The organism is Streptomyces sp. cg35, assembly GCF_050410835.1.
Lineage (GTDB): Bacteria > Actinomycetota > Actinomycetes > Streptomycetales > Streptomycetaceae > Streptomyces.
Window position 1 is genome coordinate 7,959,058 of sequence record NZ_CP191268.1, and the last position, 18,178, is coordinate 7,977,235.

Consider the following 18,178-nt stretch of genomic DNA (forward strand, 5'->3'; position numbering starts at 1 on the left):
CGCCCCCGACCGGGGCCCCGCTCAGCAGTGCAGCTGCGCGTCGCCCCAGTCCGCGTGGTCCGAGTCGACCCCGTCGCCGCCGTCCGTGACGACGAGCCGCACCAGCTGGGCCCCTGTCACATCGGCCGAAAGGGCCTGCGGGGCATCGGAGTTGGTGAGCACGCCGGTCGACGCGACCTTGCGGTCGTCGGCCCACACCTCGAAGGCGACGGTGCCCTTCGTGCCCTTCTCGTCGTCGACGCCGACCTGCGCGGTGACGCGTTCGCAGGAACGCGCCGCGTAGTAGTCCACGGAACTGGCGGCATGGACGCCGAGACCCTTGGCGTACACCACCCCGCCGATGGTGAGCGGATTCCCGTCGCCCGCGTCGCTCTCGCCGTTGCTGGAGTCGCGCTCGACCGGACCCCAGCCGTTGGACGTCGCGAGCCAGGGCAGCTCGCCCAGGGACGCGGTACCGCTCGGCGGCGCTGTCGCGACGGCCGCCGTCACCGGGACCGTACTGGTGACCTTCGTGCCCTGCGGCGACCGGTAGGTGGCGCGCAGCGTGAGGTCGTACGACCCCGTGGCCGCGCCCGCCGGAGCGCTCACCGTCCATCGGGTCCGCAGCGACTTCCCGCTCGCCACCACGGATGCCTTCGTCGGCCCGGACGCCTCGACCTTCCAGCCCTCGCCCGCCGGCCCGCTCACCGACACGGCGACGTCACGGGCCGCGGTGCGGCCCAGGTTCGCGAACGTGGCGGTGGTCCCGGTGGAGCCGCCCGGCTCGACGAACACGCCCTCGTCCAGGCCGAGTTCGGCGGCCGGGGGATACGTGGACCACTTCGGGTCGGCGGCCACGCGCAGCAGCACCGTGCCGTGCGCGGGGACCGTCGCCGCGAGCGTGCCCGCCGTGTTGACGTTCTTGTGCTGCCACAGGTCGCGCGCGACGTACGCGGTGGCGGAGGGCAGCCCGACCGCCTTCGCCGAGGTCGCGATGCGCTGCGCGGAGCCCGTCTCGTTGAACAGGGCCACGGCGCGGCTGCCGTCCCGCATCTCCTTGGACACGACCCAGCGGCCGCCCTCGGACGAGACCACGGAGCCCTGCTTGCCCAGCGGGTCCTGGTCGACGGCGATCACGTCACGGTTGGACAGGATCTCGTACGTCGTGTCCGACGCCGTGCGCAGGTCCGTGCCGATCAGCAGCGGCGACGCCATGACCGCCCACATCGAGAAATGGGTGCGGTACTCGGTGTCCGTCATGCCGCCGTTGCCGACCTCCAGCATGTCCGGGTCGTTCCAGTGACCGGGTCCCGCGTACGGCGCGAGCGGCAGATTCTGCTTCATCAGCGACAGCATCGAGCCCCAGCTGTCGCTGATGTCGCCCGTGGTGCGCCACAGCTGCCCGACGTCCGCGGCCCACTCCCACGGCTTGTTCTCGCCCCATTCGCAGATGCTGTAGACGATGGGGCGCCCGGTGGCGCGCAGGGCGTCGCGCATCGTCGTGTAGCGCTGCTTGGCGTCGACGCCCTGGTTGTTGCAGTTGTCGTACTTGAGGTAGTCGACGCCCCAGTCGGCGAACTGCTGCGCGTCGCTGTACTCGTGGCCGAGCGCGCCCGGGAAACCGATGTCGCTGCAGGTCTTGGTCCCGGCGCTGGTGTAGATGCCGAGCTTGAGCCCCTTGGCGTGGACGTAGTCCGCGACCGCCTTGATCCCCTGGGGGAAGCGGGCCGGATCGGGCACCAGCTTCCCGTCCGCGTCGCGCTCGGGCAGGGCCCAGCAGTCGTCCAGGTTCACGTACTGGTACCCGGCGTCCTTGAGCCCCTTGTCCACGAACAGATCGGCGATGCCCTGCACCATGGCCTCGTCGAAGTCCGCGCGGCAGTGCGTGGAGTTCCAGTTGTTGAAGCCCATGGGCGGGGTGAGGGCCGGCCCGTCGTCGAGCGCGGGGGACGACTCGTCGGACGCGGCGCGGGGCGCGGGTGCGGACGCGGTGGCGGATGCGGGTGCCGCCACGAGTCCGCCGGCGCCCAGCACCGCCACGGCCAGTGCTCCGACGACTCTTCGCCGGACGGCACCGGGGCTGCGGGTGGGAAGACGACGCATGGTTACGTTCCTCCGTACTCCCGAAAGGTTGGATCACTGCATGTACGTGTCACTGACGCGCGTTTACGGTAGAGCGTGTTGGAGTGTGTTGGAAGGGGAGCGGTAGGAGGTGCTTGATATCGCGTCAGAACCCTTCAGGAACACGAGAGTTGAGCGTGAGATGCGGTCTCGCGTTCGGTTGTGTTGAGTTGCGTCCCGGGGAGTCCGAAGAGCCCGAGAACGGGGCGTGACGCAGCCGCTGGCCGACGCCGTCCGTCTTGCCGCGCGCCTTCGCGGGACATCGGATGTGCTCAGCGGTCCTGGGGCGGTGGCTCCGGCCGCCGCCCCAGGACCGCTCCCGGCTTCAGCGCAACGCCTCGTCCAGCGTCGCCACCGGATTCAACAGTTGTGTCAGTCCGGAGAGTTCGATGATGCGGAGTGTCAGGCGGTGGCGGCAGACCACCGCGACGCGTCCGCCGCGTCCCGAGGCTCTGCGGTGCGCGCGCACCAGGAGCGAGAGCCCGGAGCAGTCGAAGAACGTGGTGCCGGTGAGGTCGATCGCCACGACGCGGTACGGGCCCGCCGCCACGGTGTCGAGCAGCGGGGCCATCCGCTGGAAGGGCAGGAGGTCGATCTCGCCGTTGAGTTCGATGACGGCGCAGTCGCCAGGTGTGTGCACCACGGGAGCGCACACGGATTCGTCGAGGCCTGACATGTCGGTGATGCCGTCGAAGTCTCCGAAGTCATCGAAGAGGAAGTCCTGTTGGTTGCCCTGTCGCATCGGTCCCCCCGGGCCGAGCACCTGTCCGGCTCCTGGGGAGCCGTCCGCGCTGCCACATGATTCGTGCGAACGATTCGGGAGGTCGCCGGGGGCTGGGGCGCCTGGTCGGACACCGTATCGGCACTTCCCGCGCGGCGTCGTGGCGTAACGATTCCCGACGCCTTCGCATCACTTGATGGAGTGAAATGATGCAGAAGTGCTTGACTTTTGAAGAGCCTGATGTTTGGGAAAATCGTTCGACTGCAGGGGTTCGGACCGCTGTCATGGACCGGTCCGGTACCCCCCACCCCACATCTTCGCCAGGAGCAGCCGACTTGGCCACAGTGCGCGCCCCCGACCGTCGACCCGCCATCGATACCGCACTGGTCAGACGCCTGGTCGACACCCAGTTCCCGCAGTGGGCCGAGCTGCCCCTGAAGCCGGTCGATCCGGCCGGGTCGGACCATGTCATCCACCGCCTGGGCGACGAACTGTCGGTCCGGCTGCCCCGGCACTCCGGGGCCATCGGGCAGGCCGAGAAGGAGCAGTACTGGCTGCCGCGGCTCGCCCCGCGGCTTCCGCTGGCGGTGCCGGTCCCGGTCGCGGTGGGCCGGCCCGCGCTCGGCTACCCGTGGTCGTGGGCGGTGACACGCTGGCTGGACGGCGAGGTGGCCACGGTCGAGGGGCTCGGCGACTCGACGGAGACGGCCCGTGAACTGGCCGCGTTCCTCCTGGCGTTGCAGGACTTCGACCCGGGGGCGAACGGAGGGCCGGAGGGCGGCCCGGACACCTCCGGCGCCGCACTGGCCCAGCAGGACGGGAGCACGCGGGCCGCCATCGCCGCGGTCTGCGACGTCTTCGACGGGCCCGCGATGACGGCACTGTGGGACGCCGCACTGGCCTCGCCCGGCCATCAGGTACCACCGGTGTGGTTCCACGGAGACTTCCACACCGGAAATCTGCTGACCGTCGACGGCCGCCTCTCCGCGGTCATCGACTTCGGGGGATTCGGCCTCGGAGACCCCTCCGTCGACCTGATGATCGCCTTCACGCTGATGGCGCCGGACACCCGCGCGGTCTTCCGCCGCGCACTCGGCGCGGACGACGCGATGTGGCTGCGCGGGCGCGGCTGGGCCCTGACGAGCGGGCTCAGCGCGTACACGGCGTACGCCGCCACCAGCCCGCGGATCGCGGAACAGACGTCGCGCCAGATCCGGGCGGCGCTGGCCGGTTAGCGCGCCGTGCCGCGCGGACCGTGTGTTTGCCGCACACCCCGTGTGAACGCAGTGCCGCAACGGCGCCCGCGCACACGCTTCTGCCGTCCGTGCGGCTGCGCTTGACTGACTGGCGGGAACACCGGGAGGCCGGTCATGGGCCGGTGGTCCGCCGTCGGGCAGCGGCTGGACACCCCGGCCTTCCGGTACTCCCGCCATCCGTCTCCGGCTCTCGGTCGCCGGAGTCGCGGGCTGCGCCGAGCCCCCCGGCCGCCCACAGCGGAAGCCCGCCCGCCGTTCTGTCCCCAAGACGGCGGGCGGGTGCCCCGTAGAGTGCTTCTCGCCACGGCCGCCCCAGGTGGCCGCCCGAGGGAGGGGAAGCAGCATGGAGGTGCGGTCGCGGACCCGCGTCTCGGCCTACGCCCTGGCGATCGAGGAAGGGCACGTCCTGCTCGCCCGCCTCTCCGACACGTCACCGGTCTTCGAACCCGGTCTGTGGCATCTGCCGGGCGGCGGGATCGACCACGGCGAGCAGCCGGTGGAGGCGCTGGCGAGGGAACTCCGTGAGGAGACCGGCCTGGAACTCGTCGACGCCCGCCTCGTCGACAGCCGCGCGTACACGGTCCGACGCGGCGGGGTCCACTGGCACCTGATCGCGCTGTTCTACGCGGTCGAGCTCAAGGGGGACGCGCCGGAAGTCGTGGAACAGGAAGGGACGACGGAGGCGGTGGAGTGGCGTCCGCTCGCCGGGCTGGACGAGGCGACGCTGTCCCCGGCGGCGGCCGACGGGCTGCGGCGGGTGGCTGCAGGGGCCTGACGGGCCCGTCGGTGTCGGTCGTCGGGGGCGCGGCCGGTGACCATCCGTTGTCAGTGGTCCCGCGTACGGTCTGCCCATGAGTGGGATACCGATGTCCGAGGCGGGAGACGTAGGCAGGCATGGGGCCGGGTGACCGCGTGGCTGGAGCGACACGCCCCTGATGTGTTCGCCGCCCTCGGCGACCCGGGGAACCAGACGGCCATCAGTGAAGCCGAACGGCGCATGGGTCTGAAGCTGCCGAGGGAGATGCGGCAGTGGCTTCTGATGACCGACATCGATGCCGGCGGGCCGGCTGATGTCCGCTCGTGTCCGGTGGCGTTGGGATGCCCGGGAGTCCTACCCGGTGGCGGACTCCTGCTCGGCCTCACGGACGTCGAGCGTGTCTACCGCCACAAGACGGCCATGGAGGAGGCGGCACCGACCGGTGACCCTGAATCCCCTTCCTGGCGCACGGAGTGGGTGCCCATCGCCGCGGAGCCCGACGGCTTCTACGGCACGTTCCTCGACGCACGCACCGGAACCGTGGGGTCCTGGACCGAGGGTTCGTCCCCCGAAAAGGACGAGTACACCTCGCTGTCCGCCTTCTTCCAGGATGTGGCGGACCAGTGGGAAGGAGTGTCCTCGGGCGACCGGAGCGGACCTGGCGGAGCCCGCCGGCTCGATCCCCGTCCGGAGGGTGAGCCCGTCCGTCTGTGGGCGCGTGCGCACGGCTGTCTCGTCCACGACCGCGGGCGTGTTCCCGCACCCGTCCGCGAGGCCTACGCAGCATCACCGACCAGGACCGACACGGCTTAGGGCGAGACGTGGGCCCGGTGCGAGAACACGCCTAGGCGGCCTTCACGATCTCCCCGCGGACCGCGGCCGCCCACTCCACGACGAGAATCTCGTACTCCCGGCGCTGTGACTCGCTCAACCGCCCGCCGGAGCGCGCCATGAGGCCACGGATCTGCTCGTTCAACTCGTCGGCAGACCGCACGGAACCACGGCTCTCGGTGGGGATCATGTGAAGAGACTAGCGGGCGGCACTGACAACGTGCCTCCGACTTATGAACCACGGGGAGTCATCAGGTTGCCGTTGCAGGTGTCCGACGGCCGTCGGGCGGCAGGGGACGGCTGTGCTATTCAAAGGGCGTGACGGCTTCCGGGAAGACCAAGAGCAGACCCTTCGACGCGGTGCTCTGCGACGTCGACAACGTCATCCGCTTCTACGACATGACTCCTCTGGCGGAGCTGGAACGCGCCGCGGGCCTCGCCGTCGGCACCACCGCGGCGGTCGCCTACGCCCCCGACATCGACCTGCCGCTGCTCCTCGGCCGCATCACCACGGCGCAGTGGACGGACGCCATCACCTCGGCACTATGCGACCAGGTCCCGCCCGGGCGCGCCCGCGCGCTGGGGCAGGCGCTCGCCGATGCGCCCTTCCGGGCCGATGACGTCGTCGTGTCCCTGCTGCGCCGGGCGCGGCGCCAGGTGCCCCTGGTGCTGGTGACCAACGCGACGCCGGACCTGGAGCGTGACCTCGAGGCGATGGGGCTCTCGGATCTCGCGGACCACGTCGTCAGCAGCGCCCGGGTCGGTGTGGCCAAACCGGACCCGGAGATCTACGCGATCGCGGCCGCGCGGGCCGAAGTCGCCGTCGACCGGTGCCTGTTCGTGGACGACCGGCTGGAGAACGTCGAGGCCGCCGGCGCGCTCGGCATGACCGGGGTGCACCACCGGGAGCGCGCCGATCTGCGGCGGGCGCTGGGTCTCCTGGGTGACGGCTGAGGGCCCGGGGCCGCCCGGGGCGGGCCCGGCAGCGGCACGGCTGCCCAGGTCCGCGGGGCCGGTGGCCCGCGGATCAGCCCCCTCATCAGCGCCTGGTTTCCGTGACAGGGTGTTGCGGGCAAGCCTCAGGGGGCCAACAGAAGAGGGGGAACCGTGATCGTCTGGGTCAACGGTGCGTCCCGCGCGGGGAAGACCACCACCGCACGGGAGCTGATCGATCTGATCCCGAACTGCACGCTCTTCGACCCCGAGGTGATCGACGGCGCGCTCGAGCGGCTGTTGCCGCCCAAGCGGCTCGCCGAGGTGAGCGACCATCAGGATCTATCGATCTGGCGCAGACTCGTGGTGGACACCGCGGCGGCCCTGCTCGCCGAACTGGGCGGGGTGCTGGTGGTGCCGATGGGGCTGCTGCGCCAGGAGTACCGGGACGAGATCTTCGGCGGTCTCGCTGCCCGGCGGATTCCTGTGTGCCATGTGCTCCTTGCTCCAGGGGAAACGATCCTGCGCGGGCGTGACCCCGGCGGCGAACTGCCCGCCGACATCGGGCCGTACCGGGCCGCCCTCGCGGGCTGGCTCACCGCCGACGCCTATCTCGTGGACAACGGCGCGCTGACCCCGCACGACACCGCCGTGCGGATCGCCGCCGCGGTGCGCACCGGGGACGCGCCCCCGTGCGGCATCGTGCAGACGCCCGAGCCGACCGCCGAGACGGTCGCCGCGGGCGTGCTGCTCTTCGACGAGGAGGGGCGGGTCCTGCTCGTCGACCCGACGTACAAGCCGGGCTGGGAGTTCCCCGGCGGCGTCGTCGAAGCGGGTGAGGCGCCCGCCCGCGCCGGGATGCGGGAGGTCGCCGAGGAGATAGGCATCCAACTGGCCGATGTCCCGAGCCTGTTGGTCGTCGACTGGGAGTCCCCGGTGCCGCCCGCCTACGGCGGCCTGCGGCTGCTCTTCGACGGCGGGCTGCTCACGAGCGCCGAGGCCCGGCACGTCCTGCTGCCCGGACCGGAGCTGCGGGGCTGGCGGTTCGTGAGCGAGAGCGAGGCGGCCGCGCTGCTGCCACCGGTCCGCTACGAGCGGCTGCGCTGGGCCCTGCGGGCGCGTGAACGCGGCGCCGCGCACTATCTGGAGGCCGGAGTGCCCGTGGGGTGAGGAGGGTCAGGCCGGTTCGCAGGCCGCCGCTGCCGCCCGCAGCACCGCGGCCGCCCGCAGCACCGCGGCCGCACCGTCCGTCACCGGGTCGCCGTGCCCGAAGCACGCCACCTCGCTGTCCAGCGCCGCGAGCCGACGGAACGAGGCCACGGCCTGCTCGCGGTGCAGATTGAAGACGCCGAGCATCACCTGTCCGTCCACCGGTGACGCGGCGACCGCGTCACCGGTGAACAGTACGCCGTGCTGCGGGAGTTCGAGCCCGATCGAGCCGTCGGTATGTCCCGGAGCGGCCACCACCCGCGCCCCGCCCCCGAAATCCAGGACGTCGCCGTCCGCCAACTCCTTCACGGACGACGGGAGTACGGGATGTGCCGGCCGGGGCGGCAGCTGGGCCTGCGCCTGCGCGAAGAACGGGCGCTCCCAGTCCTCCAGGACCGGCTCCGGCTCCGTCGCCTCCCCGCGCACGAACGGCGCGTCGAGCCGGTGCGCGTACACCTCGGCCCCGCCCAGCCGCGCGAACTCCCCGGCCCCGCCCGCATGATCCTCGTGGAAGTGGGTGAGCACGATCCGCCGTACGTCCTCGGGGGCGTGCCCCCAGTCGCGTACGGCGTCGGCGATCGGCTGCCCGGCTCCGGCCGGGCCCGCGTCGACCAGGGTCAACTCGGCGCCGTCGCGCCAGAGATAGGCCTGTCCCACGGTGAAGCGCAGGAGGCGGAGCCGGGGCGTCAGATCGATGATGTCCGTCAGTGTGGTGGTCGTCATGCGGCGACCGTAAGGAGGACGCGCACCCGACCGCGTACGACTTGGCTCCCGGCAGAGAAGCCGCCAGGGTCAGTTGGCGGCCGCGTACTTCTGCAGGAACCGGGCCTCCGCCACCGACAGGCGCTCCAGCTCCTCGGGCGACACGCTCTCGTTCACCGCGTGGATCTGTGCCTCCGGCTCGCTCAGGCCGATCAGCAGGATCTCCGCCTGCGGGTACAGCGAGGCCAGCGTGTTGCACAGCGGGATCGAGCCGCCCTGGCCCGCGTACTGCATCTCCTGGCCGTCGTACGCCTCCGCCATGGCCTCCGCCAGCGCGGTGTACGCGGGGCTGGAGGTGTTCGCCCGGAACGGCTGGCCCTTGCCGACCTGCTCCACCTTCACCCGCGCGCCCCACGGGGTGTGCGCCTCGATGTGCGCCATCAGGAGCTTCGTCGCCTCGGCCTCGTCGGTGCCCGGCGGCACGCGCAGGCTGATCAGCGCGCGGGCGCCCGCCTGCACGGACGGCGTCGCGCCGAGTACCGGCGGGCAGTCGATGCCGAGCACCGTCACGGCGGGCCGCGCCCAGATGCGGTCCGCGACCGTGCCCGAACCGATCAGCTCGACCCCGTCCAGCACCTTCGCGTCCTTGCGGAACGCCTCCTCCTCGTACTGCAGCCCGTCCCAGGACTCCGCCGACCCCAGACCGTCCACGGTGGTGGAGCCGTCCTCGGCGCGCAGCGAGTCCAGTACGCGCACCAGCGCGCCCAGCGCGTCGGGTGCCGCGCCGCCGAACTGGCCGGAGTGCAGATTGCCCTCGAGGGTGTCGACCTGGGCGCGGACCAGGGTCATGCCGCGCAGCGTCGCCGTCGCGGTGGGCAGACCGACACGGAAGTTGCCCGCGTCGCCGATCACGATCGTGTCCGCCGTCAGCAGCTCGGGGTGCTGCTCGGCGTAGCGCTCCAGGCCGCCGGTGCCCTGCTCCTCGGAGCCCTCGGCGATCACCTTGACGCCGACCGGGACCCCGCCGTTCGCCTTCAGCGCGCGGATCGCCAGGAGGTGCAGCAGGACGCCGCCCTTGCAGTCGGCAGCGCCGCGCCCGTACCAGCGGCCGTCCGCCCGCTCGGTCAGCTCGAACGGGGGCGTCACCCACGCCTCCTCGTCCAGCGGCGGCTGCACGTCGTAGTGCGCGTACAGCAGCACCGTCGGCGCGCCCGCGGGGCCGGGCAGGAAGCCGTACACCGACTGGGTGCCGTCCGGGGTGTCGAGCAGCGCGACGTCCTCGAAGCCCTCGGCGCGCAGCGCGTCCGCGACCCAGTTCGCGGCGCCCTCGCTCTCGCTCCGCGGGTACTGCTCGAAGTCGGCCACCGACTTGAAAGCCACCAGTTCGGTCAGCTCGGCCTTCGCGCGCGGCATGAGCGAGGCGACGGATGCGGCGATCGGATGCGGCGACATGGGCACGCTCCTTGTGGGTGCGACGTTGTGCGGGGTGCGCCGATGATCCTCCCACAGCAGGTCACGCGAGCGCCCGCCGTAGGATGCCTGGGAAACGTGCGGCAGGCAGCTGGATCGGGAGCAGTAGACCATCGTGAGCAGCGAGAACTCGACGGGCGGCAACGACATGGACGACGAGCGGGCCATGGAGGTGTGGGACGTCGTCGTGGTGGGCGCCGGCCCCGCGGGGGCGTCCGCCGCGTACGCGGCCGCGGTCGCCGGACGACGGGTCCTGCTCCTGGAGAAGGCAGAACTGCCCCGCTACAAGACGTGCGGCGGCGGCATCATCGGCCCGTCCAGGGACTCGCTCCCGCCGGGCTTCGAGCTGCCGCTCAAGGACCGGATCAACGCGGTGACGTTCTCCCTGAACGGCAAGTACGGGCGTACCCGCCGCTCCAGGACCATGCTGTTCGGGCTCATCAACCGGCCCGAGTTCGACGCGCAGCTCGTCGAGCACGCGCAGAAGGCCGGCGCCGAACTGCGCACGGGCGTCACCGTGACGCGGGTCGAGCAGCACGGATCCACGGTGCCCGACCGGCGCACCGTCGCGGTGGTGCTCCAGGACGGCGAGACCGTGTTCGCGCGGGCCGTGGTCGGCGCGGACGGCAGCGCCAGCCGCATAGGAGCGCACGTCGGGGTCAAGCTCGACCAGGTCGACCTGGGCCTGGAGGCCGAGATCCCGGTTCCGCAGGAGGTCGCCGACGACTGGCGCGGCCGTGTCCTCATCGACTGGGGGCCGATGCCCGGCAGTTACGGCTGGGTCTTCCCGAAGGACGACACCCTGACGGTCGGCGTGATCTCGGCGCGCGGCGAAGGCGCCGCCACCAAGCGGTACTTGGAGGACTTCATCGGGCGGCTCGGGCTCGCCGGGTTCGAACCGTCGGTCTCCTCCGGGCACCTGACGCGCTGCCGCGCCGACGACTCGCCGCTCTCCCGCGGACGGGTCCTGGTGTGCGGTGACGCGGCCGGGCTGCTCGAACCCTGGACCCGCGAGGGCATCTCGTTCGCGCTGCGCTCGGGGCGGCTCGCGGGGGAGTGGGCGGTGCGCATCTCCGAGGCGCACGACGCCGTGGACGCCCGCCGCCAGGCGCTGAACTACGCGTTCGCCATCAAGGCCGGCCTCGGCGTCGAAATGGCCGTCGGCAAGCGCATGCTGAAGGTCTTCGAGCGCAAGCCCGGTCTGCTGCACGCGGCCCTGACCGGCTTCCGCCCCGCGTGGAACGCGTTCGCGAGGATCACCCGCGGCTCCTCGACGCTGGGCGAGCTCGTGCGGACGCATCCGATGGCGGGGCGGGCGCTGTCGCGGTTCGACGCCTGACGCGGCTCAGCCCGTGAGCGTGACGCGGAATACGGGGTGGTCCGGGGCGATGCGGCGCAACTCCTCATCGGACGAGTCCGGACCCACCCCGTTGAAGAACACGCCGACCTCCGCCTTCCAGCGCTTGAGGTAGGCGCGCAGCAGTGCGGGCTTGTCGTCGTCGGCGATCTCGGTGGCGGTGAACGCGTCGGCCCGCTTGCCCAGGCGCAGTTCCCCGCCGCCCGCGGCCCGCATGTTGTGCGTCCACTGCACGTGACCGCGCGGGGCGACGAGGTAGGACTCACCGTCGACGGTCAGGAGATTGACCGGGGTGGTGCGCCACGCGCCGCTCTTGCGGCCGCGGACGGCCAGCACCCGGGAGCCCCAGACGCTGAGTCCCCGGCGGGTCAGCCAGGCCACCGAGCGGTTCAGGACGTTGACGGTGAACCAGCCGGGCTTCTGGACGTGCGCTGACGTGGACATGGGCTCCCCCAGGGAGATGTGTGAGAGCGGTGCTCTCGCTTGAGAGCAGTCTGCCTCGGATCAGTGATCCACGGCAAGAGCAGTGCTCTCTTTTTAGTGCGACGTTCCGCAGTGTGGGCAGTGCTCCCGCATCGTGCGACACTGGCCCGCATGAGTGAGAGCCGCAGCACGCCGCCACGCGTCACGCAGGGAGCCCGCGCCCGCGCGCGGCAGGAGGTCACCGTCGCGATCAAGGACGAGGCGCGCCGACAGCTCGCCGACGACGGCGCCGCCAAGCTCTCGCTGCGCGCCGTCGCCCGCGAACTCGGCATGGTCTCCTCGGCCCTGTACCGCTACTTCCCCAGCCGTGACGAGCTGCTGACGGCCTTGATCATCGACGCGTACGACTCGCTGGGCGCGGCGGCCGAGGCCGCGGACGAGGCGTTCCGCGAGGTCGGCGAGGACCCGACGGCCACCCGTCGCTGGGTCACCGTGTGCCAGGCCGTGCGGGCGTGGGCCCTGGAACATCCGCACGAGTACGCGCTGATCTACGGCTCGCCCGTGCCCGGATACACCGCCCCGATGACCACGGTCCCGGCGGCCTCCCGGGTCGGTCTGCTGCTCATCGCGATCGTCCGCGACGCCCACGAGGGCAAGGGACTCGCGCTGCCTCCGCTGTCGGCCCAGCTGCGTGCCGAGGCCGAGCGGATCGCCGCCGATGTCGCGCCGGACCTCCCGCCCGCGGTGGCGGCCGCGCTCGTCGCCGCGTGGGCGCAACTGTTCGGGCTCATCGGCTTCGAGCTGTTCGGCCAGTTCAACCGGGTCGTCGAGGACCGCGCCGCGTTCTTCACCCAAGCCGTCACGGGACTCGCCCACGGGGTCGGTCTGCTGAGGTAGCCCGGGTCTGAGGTAGCCAGGGTCCGGGGCCGTTCCGGCGTACTCCCCGGGGAGTACCCGTGATCACCTCGCCCGGCGGACGCCCCGCGCGGCCCGGGAGCCTTAGCGTTGCGGCATGGACGAGCAGCGAGCGCGCGACGGCGGTCCGCCCCGGTCATGGGGCGGACCGCCGTGGCTGCGGCAGGGGCCACCGTGGGGCGACCGGGGGCCCGCGTGGTGGAACCGGACCGGCGGCGGCCGACTGCCCTGGCGTTCCACGGTGCTGGTGGCCGCGTTCGTCCTCATCGGCTCGAACTTCGCCGCGCACGGTCAGGCGGAGCGCGTCCCCCTGGACGTCCTCGCGCGGCTGCTGCTGCTCGCCGGCGGACTGCTGCTGCTGTGGCGGCACCGGTACCCGGTCCTGGTCGCGTTCGGTACGGCGCTGTGCGCGGCGGTCTACCTGGGAGGCGGCTACGCGTACGGGCCGGTGTTCCTCGTGGTGGCGCTGGGATGCTTCTCGGCGATCGTCGCCGGGCACCGGCGCGCGGCCTGGCTGGCCGTGGGGCTGTTCTGGGCCGCGCACCTCGCGATCGGCCACTGGCTGTACGCGTATCTGCCGCCCGCCGGGGACGGACCCGGATCCTGGGGGCAGGAGGGCTTCGTCGCGGCATGGGTGCTGGCTGTCGTCGCCGTCGCCGAGCTGGCCCGGGTGCGGCGCGAGCAGTGGGAGCAGATGCGGGCGGAGCGGGAGCGGGCCGCGCGGCGGCGGGCCGACGAGGAGCGGCTGCGCATCGCCCGGGAACTGCACGACGTCCTCGCGCACTCGATCTCCGTGATCAACGTGCAGGCGGGCGTCGGGCTCGCCCTCCTCGACTCTGATCCGGAACAGGCACGCACCGCGCTGACGACCATCAAGGCCGCGAGCAAGGAGGCGCTGGGGGAGGTCCGGCAGGTGCTCGACACACTCCGGGCGCCCGGTCACGCGCCGCGGGCGCCGGCGCCGGGACTCGACCGGCTCCCGGAACTCGTCGAGCAGGCCGAAGCCGCCGGACTCACCGTCGACGTGCGCACGGACGGGGAGCGGGCGGCGCTGCCCCCGGGCGCCGACCTCGCCGCGTTCCGGATCGTGCAGGAGGCGCTCACCAATGTCGTACGGCACTCCGAGTCGCGCCGGGCACGGGTCCGACTGCATCACGGAAAGGGCCTGTTGACGCTCACCGTCGACGACGACGGGCCCACGAGTCACGCCGAGGCGGGCGGCAGCGGCAACGGACTCGCCGGAATGCGCGAGCGTGCCGCCGCCCTCGGTGGCACGATCCAGGCGGGCCCGCGCCCCGACGGCGGCTTCCGCGTCGTCGCCGAACTGCCGCTCACATCCGTCCCGTCGGCCCCGCCCGCGGAGCCGTCCCCGCCCTCGTCCTCATCGGAGGCACCCCGGTGATCCGTGTTCTGCTCGCCGACGACCAGTCGCTCGTCCGCGCCGGATTCAAGGCCCTCCTCGACGCGCAGAGCGACATCGAGGTCGCGGGGGAGGCCGCCGACGGCGAGGAAGCTGTGCGGATGGTGCGCGAACTGCACCCCGACGTCGTCCTCATGGACATCCGGATGCCGCTCCTCGACGGGCTCGCCGCGACCCGGCGGATCGGCGAGGACGCGGACCTGGCGGCGGTGAAGGTGGTCATGCTCACCACCTTCGAGCTCGACGAGTACGTCTTCGAGGCCATCCGGTCCGGAGCCTCCGGGTTCCTCGTCAAGGACACCGAACCGGAGGAACTGCTGCGGGCCGTACGGGCCGTCGTGCACGGCGACGCGCTGCTCTCGCCGGGTGTCACCCGGCGTCTGATCGCGGAGTTCGCGGCCCGGTCCAAGGAGCCCGCCGCCGCTCCGCTGGCCGGGCTGACCGAGCGCGAGCGCGAGGTGATGGCGCTCGTCGGCATCGGCCTGTCCAACGAGGAGATCGCCCGCCGCCTGGTGGTCAGCCCCCTCACCGCGAAGACCCACGTGAGCCGCACGATGGTCAAGCTGGGCGCCCGGGACCGGGCCCAACTGGTCGTCCTCGCCTATGAGTCGGGGCTGGTGCGGCCAGGCTGGCTGGGCTGAGGCACGTACCCGCCCTCGTCCCGCAGGGCCGTCTCCATGGCGTGCAGCCGGGCCAGGGAACGGCGGCGCATCCAGACGACCCAGGAGCAGAAGACGGCGATGCCGACCGCGCAGACGGCCGGAAGGATCCACGCCCCGGAGACGATGCCGAGGACGAGCACGCCCGCGGCGATCAGTGCCATGGCGCCCAGCCAGTACGGCAGCCAGCGGCGGCCGCGCTCGACGCGCTCCAGCTGGTCGCCGACCAGGCGTCGCATCGCGGTTCGCTCGGCGGGGTCGCGCGGCGCCTCGCGGTGCCGGATCTTCCGGGCGAGTTCGACCAGACCCCGCTGGTCGGTGCCGGCCGCCCGGCCGGCCCTGCGCCGCTGCACGGCCACGAAGGTGAGAGCGATCCCGGTGTAGAGCACGCTCTTGAGCACCCATAACGCGGGATGCTCCGACGGCCTGAGCAGGGCGGAGATACCCAGACCCACCAGGAAGATCAGCGCGCCCTGGGCGGCCAGGCTGTGGTCGAGCCACCGTTTGAAGGTGTGCACGGGATGTACCTCCTCGGTTCCACCGGACACGTTTCCCTCCCGGTTACCCCGTGAAGTCCGGCCCACCGGTGGCGCCCTCCCGCACCGCACGCGGGGCCCGCAGGTGAGATGTCACCCGTGGGCCCCGTCCCCCGAACTCGGCAGTGGAGTCAGTCGCGCAGCGCCAGGCGCTCCTCGTCGGCCTCCTGCTGCACGGACTTGACGATCACGACCGTGTCCTGGGTGCGCCGGGTGCGCAGGCCGGTCAGGGTGACCAGCAGGCCCACCAGGGCGACGGCCGTGACGACCACGAGGCCGGGACGGAAGCTGTTCAGGACCGCCTGCGGCGAGGCGCCCTCGGGAGCGTTCGCCGTGATCACGGCCGTCACCACGGCGAGGAAGATCGCGCCGCCGACCTGGACGGACGTGTTGAGCAGACCGGAGACCATGCCCTGCTCGTCGTCGTGGACGCCGTTCGTGGCCTGGATGTTGAGCGACGGGAAGACCAGGGCGCAGGCGGCGCCGATCAGCAGCATCGTCGGCAGGATGACGGCCGCGTAGACCGGGTCGAGGCTGATGCGCAGGAACAGGGCGTAGCCGAGCACCATGAGCGCGAAGCCCACCGCGATCACCCGGGGCGTGCCGAAGCGGTCCACGATCGCGCCGACCTTCGTCGACGACAGGGCCACCAGGGCGCCGGCCGGGAGGAACGCGAGGGCCATGCTCAGCGCCGACCAGCCGAGCAGCGACTGCAGATACAGCGTCGCGAGGAACTGGAAGCTGACGTACGAGCCGAAGAAGGTCATGGCGCCGATCTGGGCGCGGATCTGTGAGCCGGAGCGGAGCACGCCGAGCCGGATCAGCGGTCCCGGCGAGCGCCGCTCGATGCGGACGAAGACGGTGAGCAGTACGGCCACCGCGAGGAAGGACAGCAGGGTGCGGGCCGAACCCCAGCCGGCCTCCGGCGCCTGGACGACGGTGAAGACGAGCAGCAGCATCGAGGCGGTCCCGGTGACGGCGCCGGGGATGTCGTAGCCGCGGTGGTTCTCCTCCTTGGCGCTGTGCGGGATGAGCTTGAGGCCGAGCAGGAGCGCGATGACGGCGATCGGCGCGGGCAGCAGCATCGTCAGGCGCCAGCTCGCCTCCGTCAGCAGGCCGGACAGGACGAGGCCCATGGAGAAGCCGGTGGCGGCGCAGGTGGTGTAGATGGACAGGGCGCGGTTGCGGACCGGTCCCTCGGCGAACGTGGTCGTGATGATGGACAGGCCGGCGGGTGCGGTGAACGCGGCGCTCAGGCCCTTGATGAAGCGGCTCGCGATGAGCAGCGGGCCGGAGTCGACGAGCCCGCCGAGCAGCGAGGCGAGCGCGAAGACGGCGAGCGCGATCAGGAAGACGCGGCGCCGCCCGAGCAGGTCGGCCGCGCGGCCGCCGAGGAGCAACAGGCCGCCGTAGCCCAGGATGTAGCCGCTGACGACCCATTGCAGCGTCGCGGTCGACAGGTCCAGTTCCGAGCCGATCGAGGGCAGCGCGACGCCGACCATCGACACGTCGAGCGCGTCGAGGAACATCGCGGCGCAGAGCACGAGCAGGGTCCCCCAGAGGCGGGGGGACCAGCGCTCCGGGGACGCCTCCGGGGAGGACGGAGCGGTGGTGAGCGGAGAAGTCATGCCGAGCAGAGTACATGCACATGCATTGACTGCAAGTGCATTTAATTCCAATGCAACAAACGGCGTCTTTTCTGCTACGGTGCGGTCATGGCGGGACAGAAGTCGGAAGCGAGGGCCGCATCGGGCCTCGTGGAGCAGTGGCGGGACATCCTCGCGGTACACGCGCGCACGATGTGCGAGCTCGACCGTGAGCTGCATCAGCACGGCCTGGGCGCCAGCGACTTCGAAGTCCTCGACGTGCTCGCCGAGGGCACCGCGGAGGACGGCACGTCCGGCTTCCGGGTGCAGGAGATCGCCACGCAGGTCCATCTGAGCCAGAGCGCCCTGTCCCGCCTCATCGGGCGTCTGGAGAAGGACGGTCTGGTGGAGCGCGGCATGTGCAGCGAGGACCGGCGCGGGGTGCGGGTCTGCCTCACCCCGAAGGGCCGCGACCTGCACGGCGAGGTGCGGCCGCTGCAGCGGGCCGTCCTGAGCCGGATGCTGGAGCCCGACGCCTGACGGCCCGCGGCGGGCCGGTCAGCTCTCTAGGTGATCGCCGAGTGCTCCCGCCACAGCGCGGCCACCGAGGCGTCGCCCGTCAGGGACGGGAAGGGCAGCCGGTTCCACAGCGAAAGGTAGAGGCGCGCCGCGGGGCCCGCCAGTTCGCAGTCGGCGTCGCCCGTCGCGCCCCGCTCGGCCACCGGTGGATCGGCGGAGATGCGGACCGTCCACGTCGCGTCGGCGTCCGTCGCGTGCACCCGCAGCACCCTGGGTTCGTCGGACCGCACCCGACTCCTGCCGCGGGCGTGGAATCCGCGCAGCAGTTCCTCGATCCCGTCGACCGCTACGTCCTCGGAGATCGGGTCCGGCGCCGTGGTCAGCGCCGACTGCGCGTCCACCCGGTGCACCGTCGTCTCATGGGCCTGGCGCCGCGCCCAGAACGCGAGCGGGGACGGCGCCGGCAGGAACGCCCAGCACGTCACGTCGGGCGGCGCCTGCATCAGCGTGTCGACGAGATGGGCGTGCCCCTGCCGGAACCAGTCGAGCAGCGGATCGCCGTCGAGGTCGGGCAGGCCCCCGTCGGGGTGGTACGCCGTGTGGCCCTCGGCGACGAACGCCGCCGCCCAGCGGTGCACCATCCCCGTGTGCCGCACCAGATCGCGGATCTGCCAGCCGGGGCAGGTGGGCACCTTGGCGTCGACGCCCGCCTGCTCGGCGGCCATCGCGAGCCGTCGGCCCTCCGTGTCCAGGACGTGAAGGTGTTCGGCAATCTCCATGAGGC

The 18,178-nt window shown here is 72.0% G+C and carries 19 protein-coding genes; 10 read left to right on the top strand and 9 right to left on the bottom strand.

The window, feature by feature from the left end:
* Positions 1-21: 21 nt before the first annotated feature.
* Together ACQUQD_RS36750 and ACQUQD_RS36755 are read right to left on the bottom strand one after the other, a co-directional pair.
* Complete coding sequence (locus ACQUQD_RS36750) at positions 22-2,082, bottom strand: NPCBM/NEW2 domain-containing protein (RefSeq protein WP_428956532.1); 2,061 nt, start codon at positions 2,080-2,082, stop codon at positions 22-24.
* Between the two features lie 343 nt (positions 2,083-2,425).
* Positions 2,426-2,842, bottom strand: a complete 417-nt coding sequence (locus ACQUQD_RS36755) for an STAS domain-containing protein (RefSeq protein ID WP_428956533.1) — start codon at positions 2,840-2,842, stop codon at positions 2,426-2,428.
* Positions 2,843-3,156: 314 nt separating this feature from the next.
* On the opposite strand from ACQUQD_RS36755, the gene ACQUQD_RS36760 reads away from it, so the two are divergent.
* The 3 genes from ACQUQD_RS36760 (at position 3,157) to ACQUQD_RS36770 (ending at position 5,647) form a co-directional block, all read left to right on the top strand.
* On the top strand, positions 3,157-4,056 hold the full coding sequence (locus tag ACQUQD_RS36760; protein WP_428956534.1) for an aminoglycoside phosphotransferase family protein: 900 nt from the start codon (positions 3,157-3,159) through the stop codon (positions 4,054-4,056).
* 364 nt (positions 4,057-4,420) lie between these two features.
* Positions 4,421-4,852, top strand: coding sequence for an NUDIX hydrolase (locus ACQUQD_RS36765; protein WP_428956535.1), 432 nt, complete (start codon positions 4,421-4,423; stop codon positions 4,850-4,852).
* A gap of 129 nt (positions 4,853-4,981) precedes the next feature.
* Positions 4,982-5,647, top strand: a complete 666-nt coding sequence (locus ACQUQD_RS36770) for an Lsr2 family DNA-binding protein (RefSeq protein WP_428956536.1) — start codon at positions 4,982-4,984, stop codon at positions 5,645-5,647.
* Between the two features lie 31 nt (positions 5,648-5,678).
* On the opposite strand, the gene ACQUQD_RS36775 is transcribed toward ACQUQD_RS36770, so the two are convergent.
* Positions 5,679-5,855 (bottom strand): hypothetical protein, encoded by a 177-nt coding sequence (locus tag ACQUQD_RS36775; protein WP_428956537.1) that lies wholly within the window; start codon positions 5,853-5,855, stop codon positions 5,679-5,681.
* 128 nt (positions 5,856-5,983) lie between these two features.
* On the opposite strand from ACQUQD_RS36775, the gene ACQUQD_RS36780 reads away from it, so the two are divergent.
* Both ACQUQD_RS36780 and ACQUQD_RS36785 read left to right on the top strand, forming a co-directional pair.
* A complete protein-coding gene (locus ACQUQD_RS36780; RefSeq protein ID WP_428956538.1) occupies positions 5,984-6,619 on the top strand; it encodes an HAD-IA family hydrolase in 636 nt (211 codons plus the stop codon).
* A gap of 153 nt (positions 6,620-6,772) precedes the next feature.
* Positions 6,773-7,768, top strand: a complete 996-nt coding sequence (locus tag ACQUQD_RS36785; protein ID WP_428956539.1) for an NUDIX hydrolase — start codon at positions 6,773-6,775, stop codon at positions 7,766-7,768.
* A gap of 6 nt (positions 7,769-7,774) precedes the next feature.
* Here the strand turns inward: ACQUQD_RS36785 and ACQUQD_RS36790 are convergent, their stop codons facing one another.
* The gene (locus ACQUQD_RS36790; RefSeq protein WP_428956540.1) at positions 7,775-8,530 is read right to left on the bottom strand and encodes an MBL fold metallo-hydrolase; all 756 of its coding nucleotides are present in this window, start codon (positions 8,528-8,530) and stop codon (positions 7,775-7,777) included.
* Between the two features lie 69 nt (positions 8,531-8,599).
* The gene (locus tag ACQUQD_RS36795; protein ID WP_428956541.1) at positions 8,600-9,961 is read right to left on the bottom strand and encodes a dipeptidase; all 1,362 of its coding nucleotides are present in this window, start codon (positions 9,959-9,961) and stop codon (positions 8,600-8,602) included.
* 133 nt (positions 9,962-10,094) lie between these two features.
* On the opposite strand from ACQUQD_RS36795, the gene ACQUQD_RS36800 reads away from it, so the two are divergent.
* The gene (locus ACQUQD_RS36800) at positions 10,095-11,318 is read left to right on the top strand and encodes a geranylgeranyl reductase family protein (protein ID WP_428956542.1); all 1,224 of its coding nucleotides are present in this window, start codon (positions 10,095-10,097) and stop codon (positions 11,316-11,318) included.
* 6 nt (positions 11,319-11,324) lie between these two features.
* Here the strand turns inward: ACQUQD_RS36800 and ACQUQD_RS36805 are convergent, their stop codons facing one another.
* Positions 11,325-11,780, bottom strand: a complete 456-nt coding sequence (locus tag ACQUQD_RS36805) for a nitroreductase family deazaflavin-dependent oxidoreductase (RefSeq protein WP_428956543.1) — start codon at positions 11,778-11,780, stop codon at positions 11,325-11,327.
* 150 nt (positions 11,781-11,930) lie between these two features.
* Between ACQUQD_RS36805 and ACQUQD_RS36810 the strand changes: the two genes are divergently transcribed.
* From ACQUQD_RS36810 to ACQUQD_RS36820, 3 genes are all read left to right on the top strand, one after another.
* Positions 11,931-12,656 (top strand): TetR/AcrR family transcriptional regulator, encoded by a 726-nt coding sequence (locus ACQUQD_RS36810; protein ID WP_428956544.1) that lies wholly within the window; start codon positions 11,931-11,933, stop codon positions 12,654-12,656.
* A gap of 115 nt (positions 12,657-12,771) precedes the next feature.
* Positions 12,772-14,076 carry a sensor histidine kinase gene (locus ACQUQD_RS36815; RefSeq protein ID WP_428956545.1) on the top strand — a complete coding sequence of 435 codons (1,305 nt, stop codon included), beginning with the start codon at positions 12,772-12,774 and terminating at the stop codon, positions 14,074-14,076.
* The gene (locus ACQUQD_RS36820) at positions 14,073-14,735 is read left to right on the top strand and encodes a response regulator (RefSeq protein ID WP_428956546.1); all 663 of its coding nucleotides are present in this window, start codon (positions 14,073-14,075) and stop codon (positions 14,733-14,735) included. Before ACQUQD_RS36815 ends, ACQUQD_RS36820 begins: the two co-directional genes overlap by 4 nt.
* Here ACQUQD_RS36820 and ACQUQD_RS36825 read toward each other — a convergent pair.
* Positions 14,696-15,271, bottom strand: a complete 576-nt coding sequence (locus tag ACQUQD_RS36825) for a hypothetical protein (RefSeq protein ID WP_428956547.1) — start codon at positions 15,269-15,271, stop codon at positions 14,696-14,698. The genes ACQUQD_RS36820 and ACQUQD_RS36825 overlap by 40 nt on opposite strands.
* Positions 15,272-15,420: 149 nt before the next feature.
* Positions 15,421-16,917 (bottom strand): MFS transporter, encoded by a 1,497-nt coding sequence (locus tag ACQUQD_RS36830; RefSeq protein ID WP_428956548.1) that lies wholly within the window; start codon positions 16,915-16,917, stop codon positions 15,421-15,423.
* Positions 16,918-17,004: 87 nt separating this feature from the next.
* Here ACQUQD_RS36830 and ACQUQD_RS36835 point away from each other — a divergent pair, with 87 nt between their 5' ends.
* Positions 17,005-17,415, top strand: a complete 411-nt coding sequence (locus tag ACQUQD_RS36835; protein ID WP_428956549.1) for a MarR family winged helix-turn-helix transcriptional regulator — start codon at positions 17,005-17,007, stop codon at positions 17,413-17,415.
* A 26-nt stretch (positions 17,416-17,441) separates the two neighbouring features.
* Here the strand turns inward: ACQUQD_RS36835 and ACQUQD_RS36840 are convergent, their stop codons facing one another.
* Positions 17,442-18,173: a maleylpyruvate isomerase family mycothiol-dependent enzyme gene (locus tag ACQUQD_RS36840; RefSeq protein WP_428956550.1), complete on the bottom strand. Its 732-nt coding sequence runs from the start codon at positions 18,171-18,173 to the stop codon at positions 17,442-17,444.
* Positions 18,174-18,178: the final 5 nt, after the last annotated feature.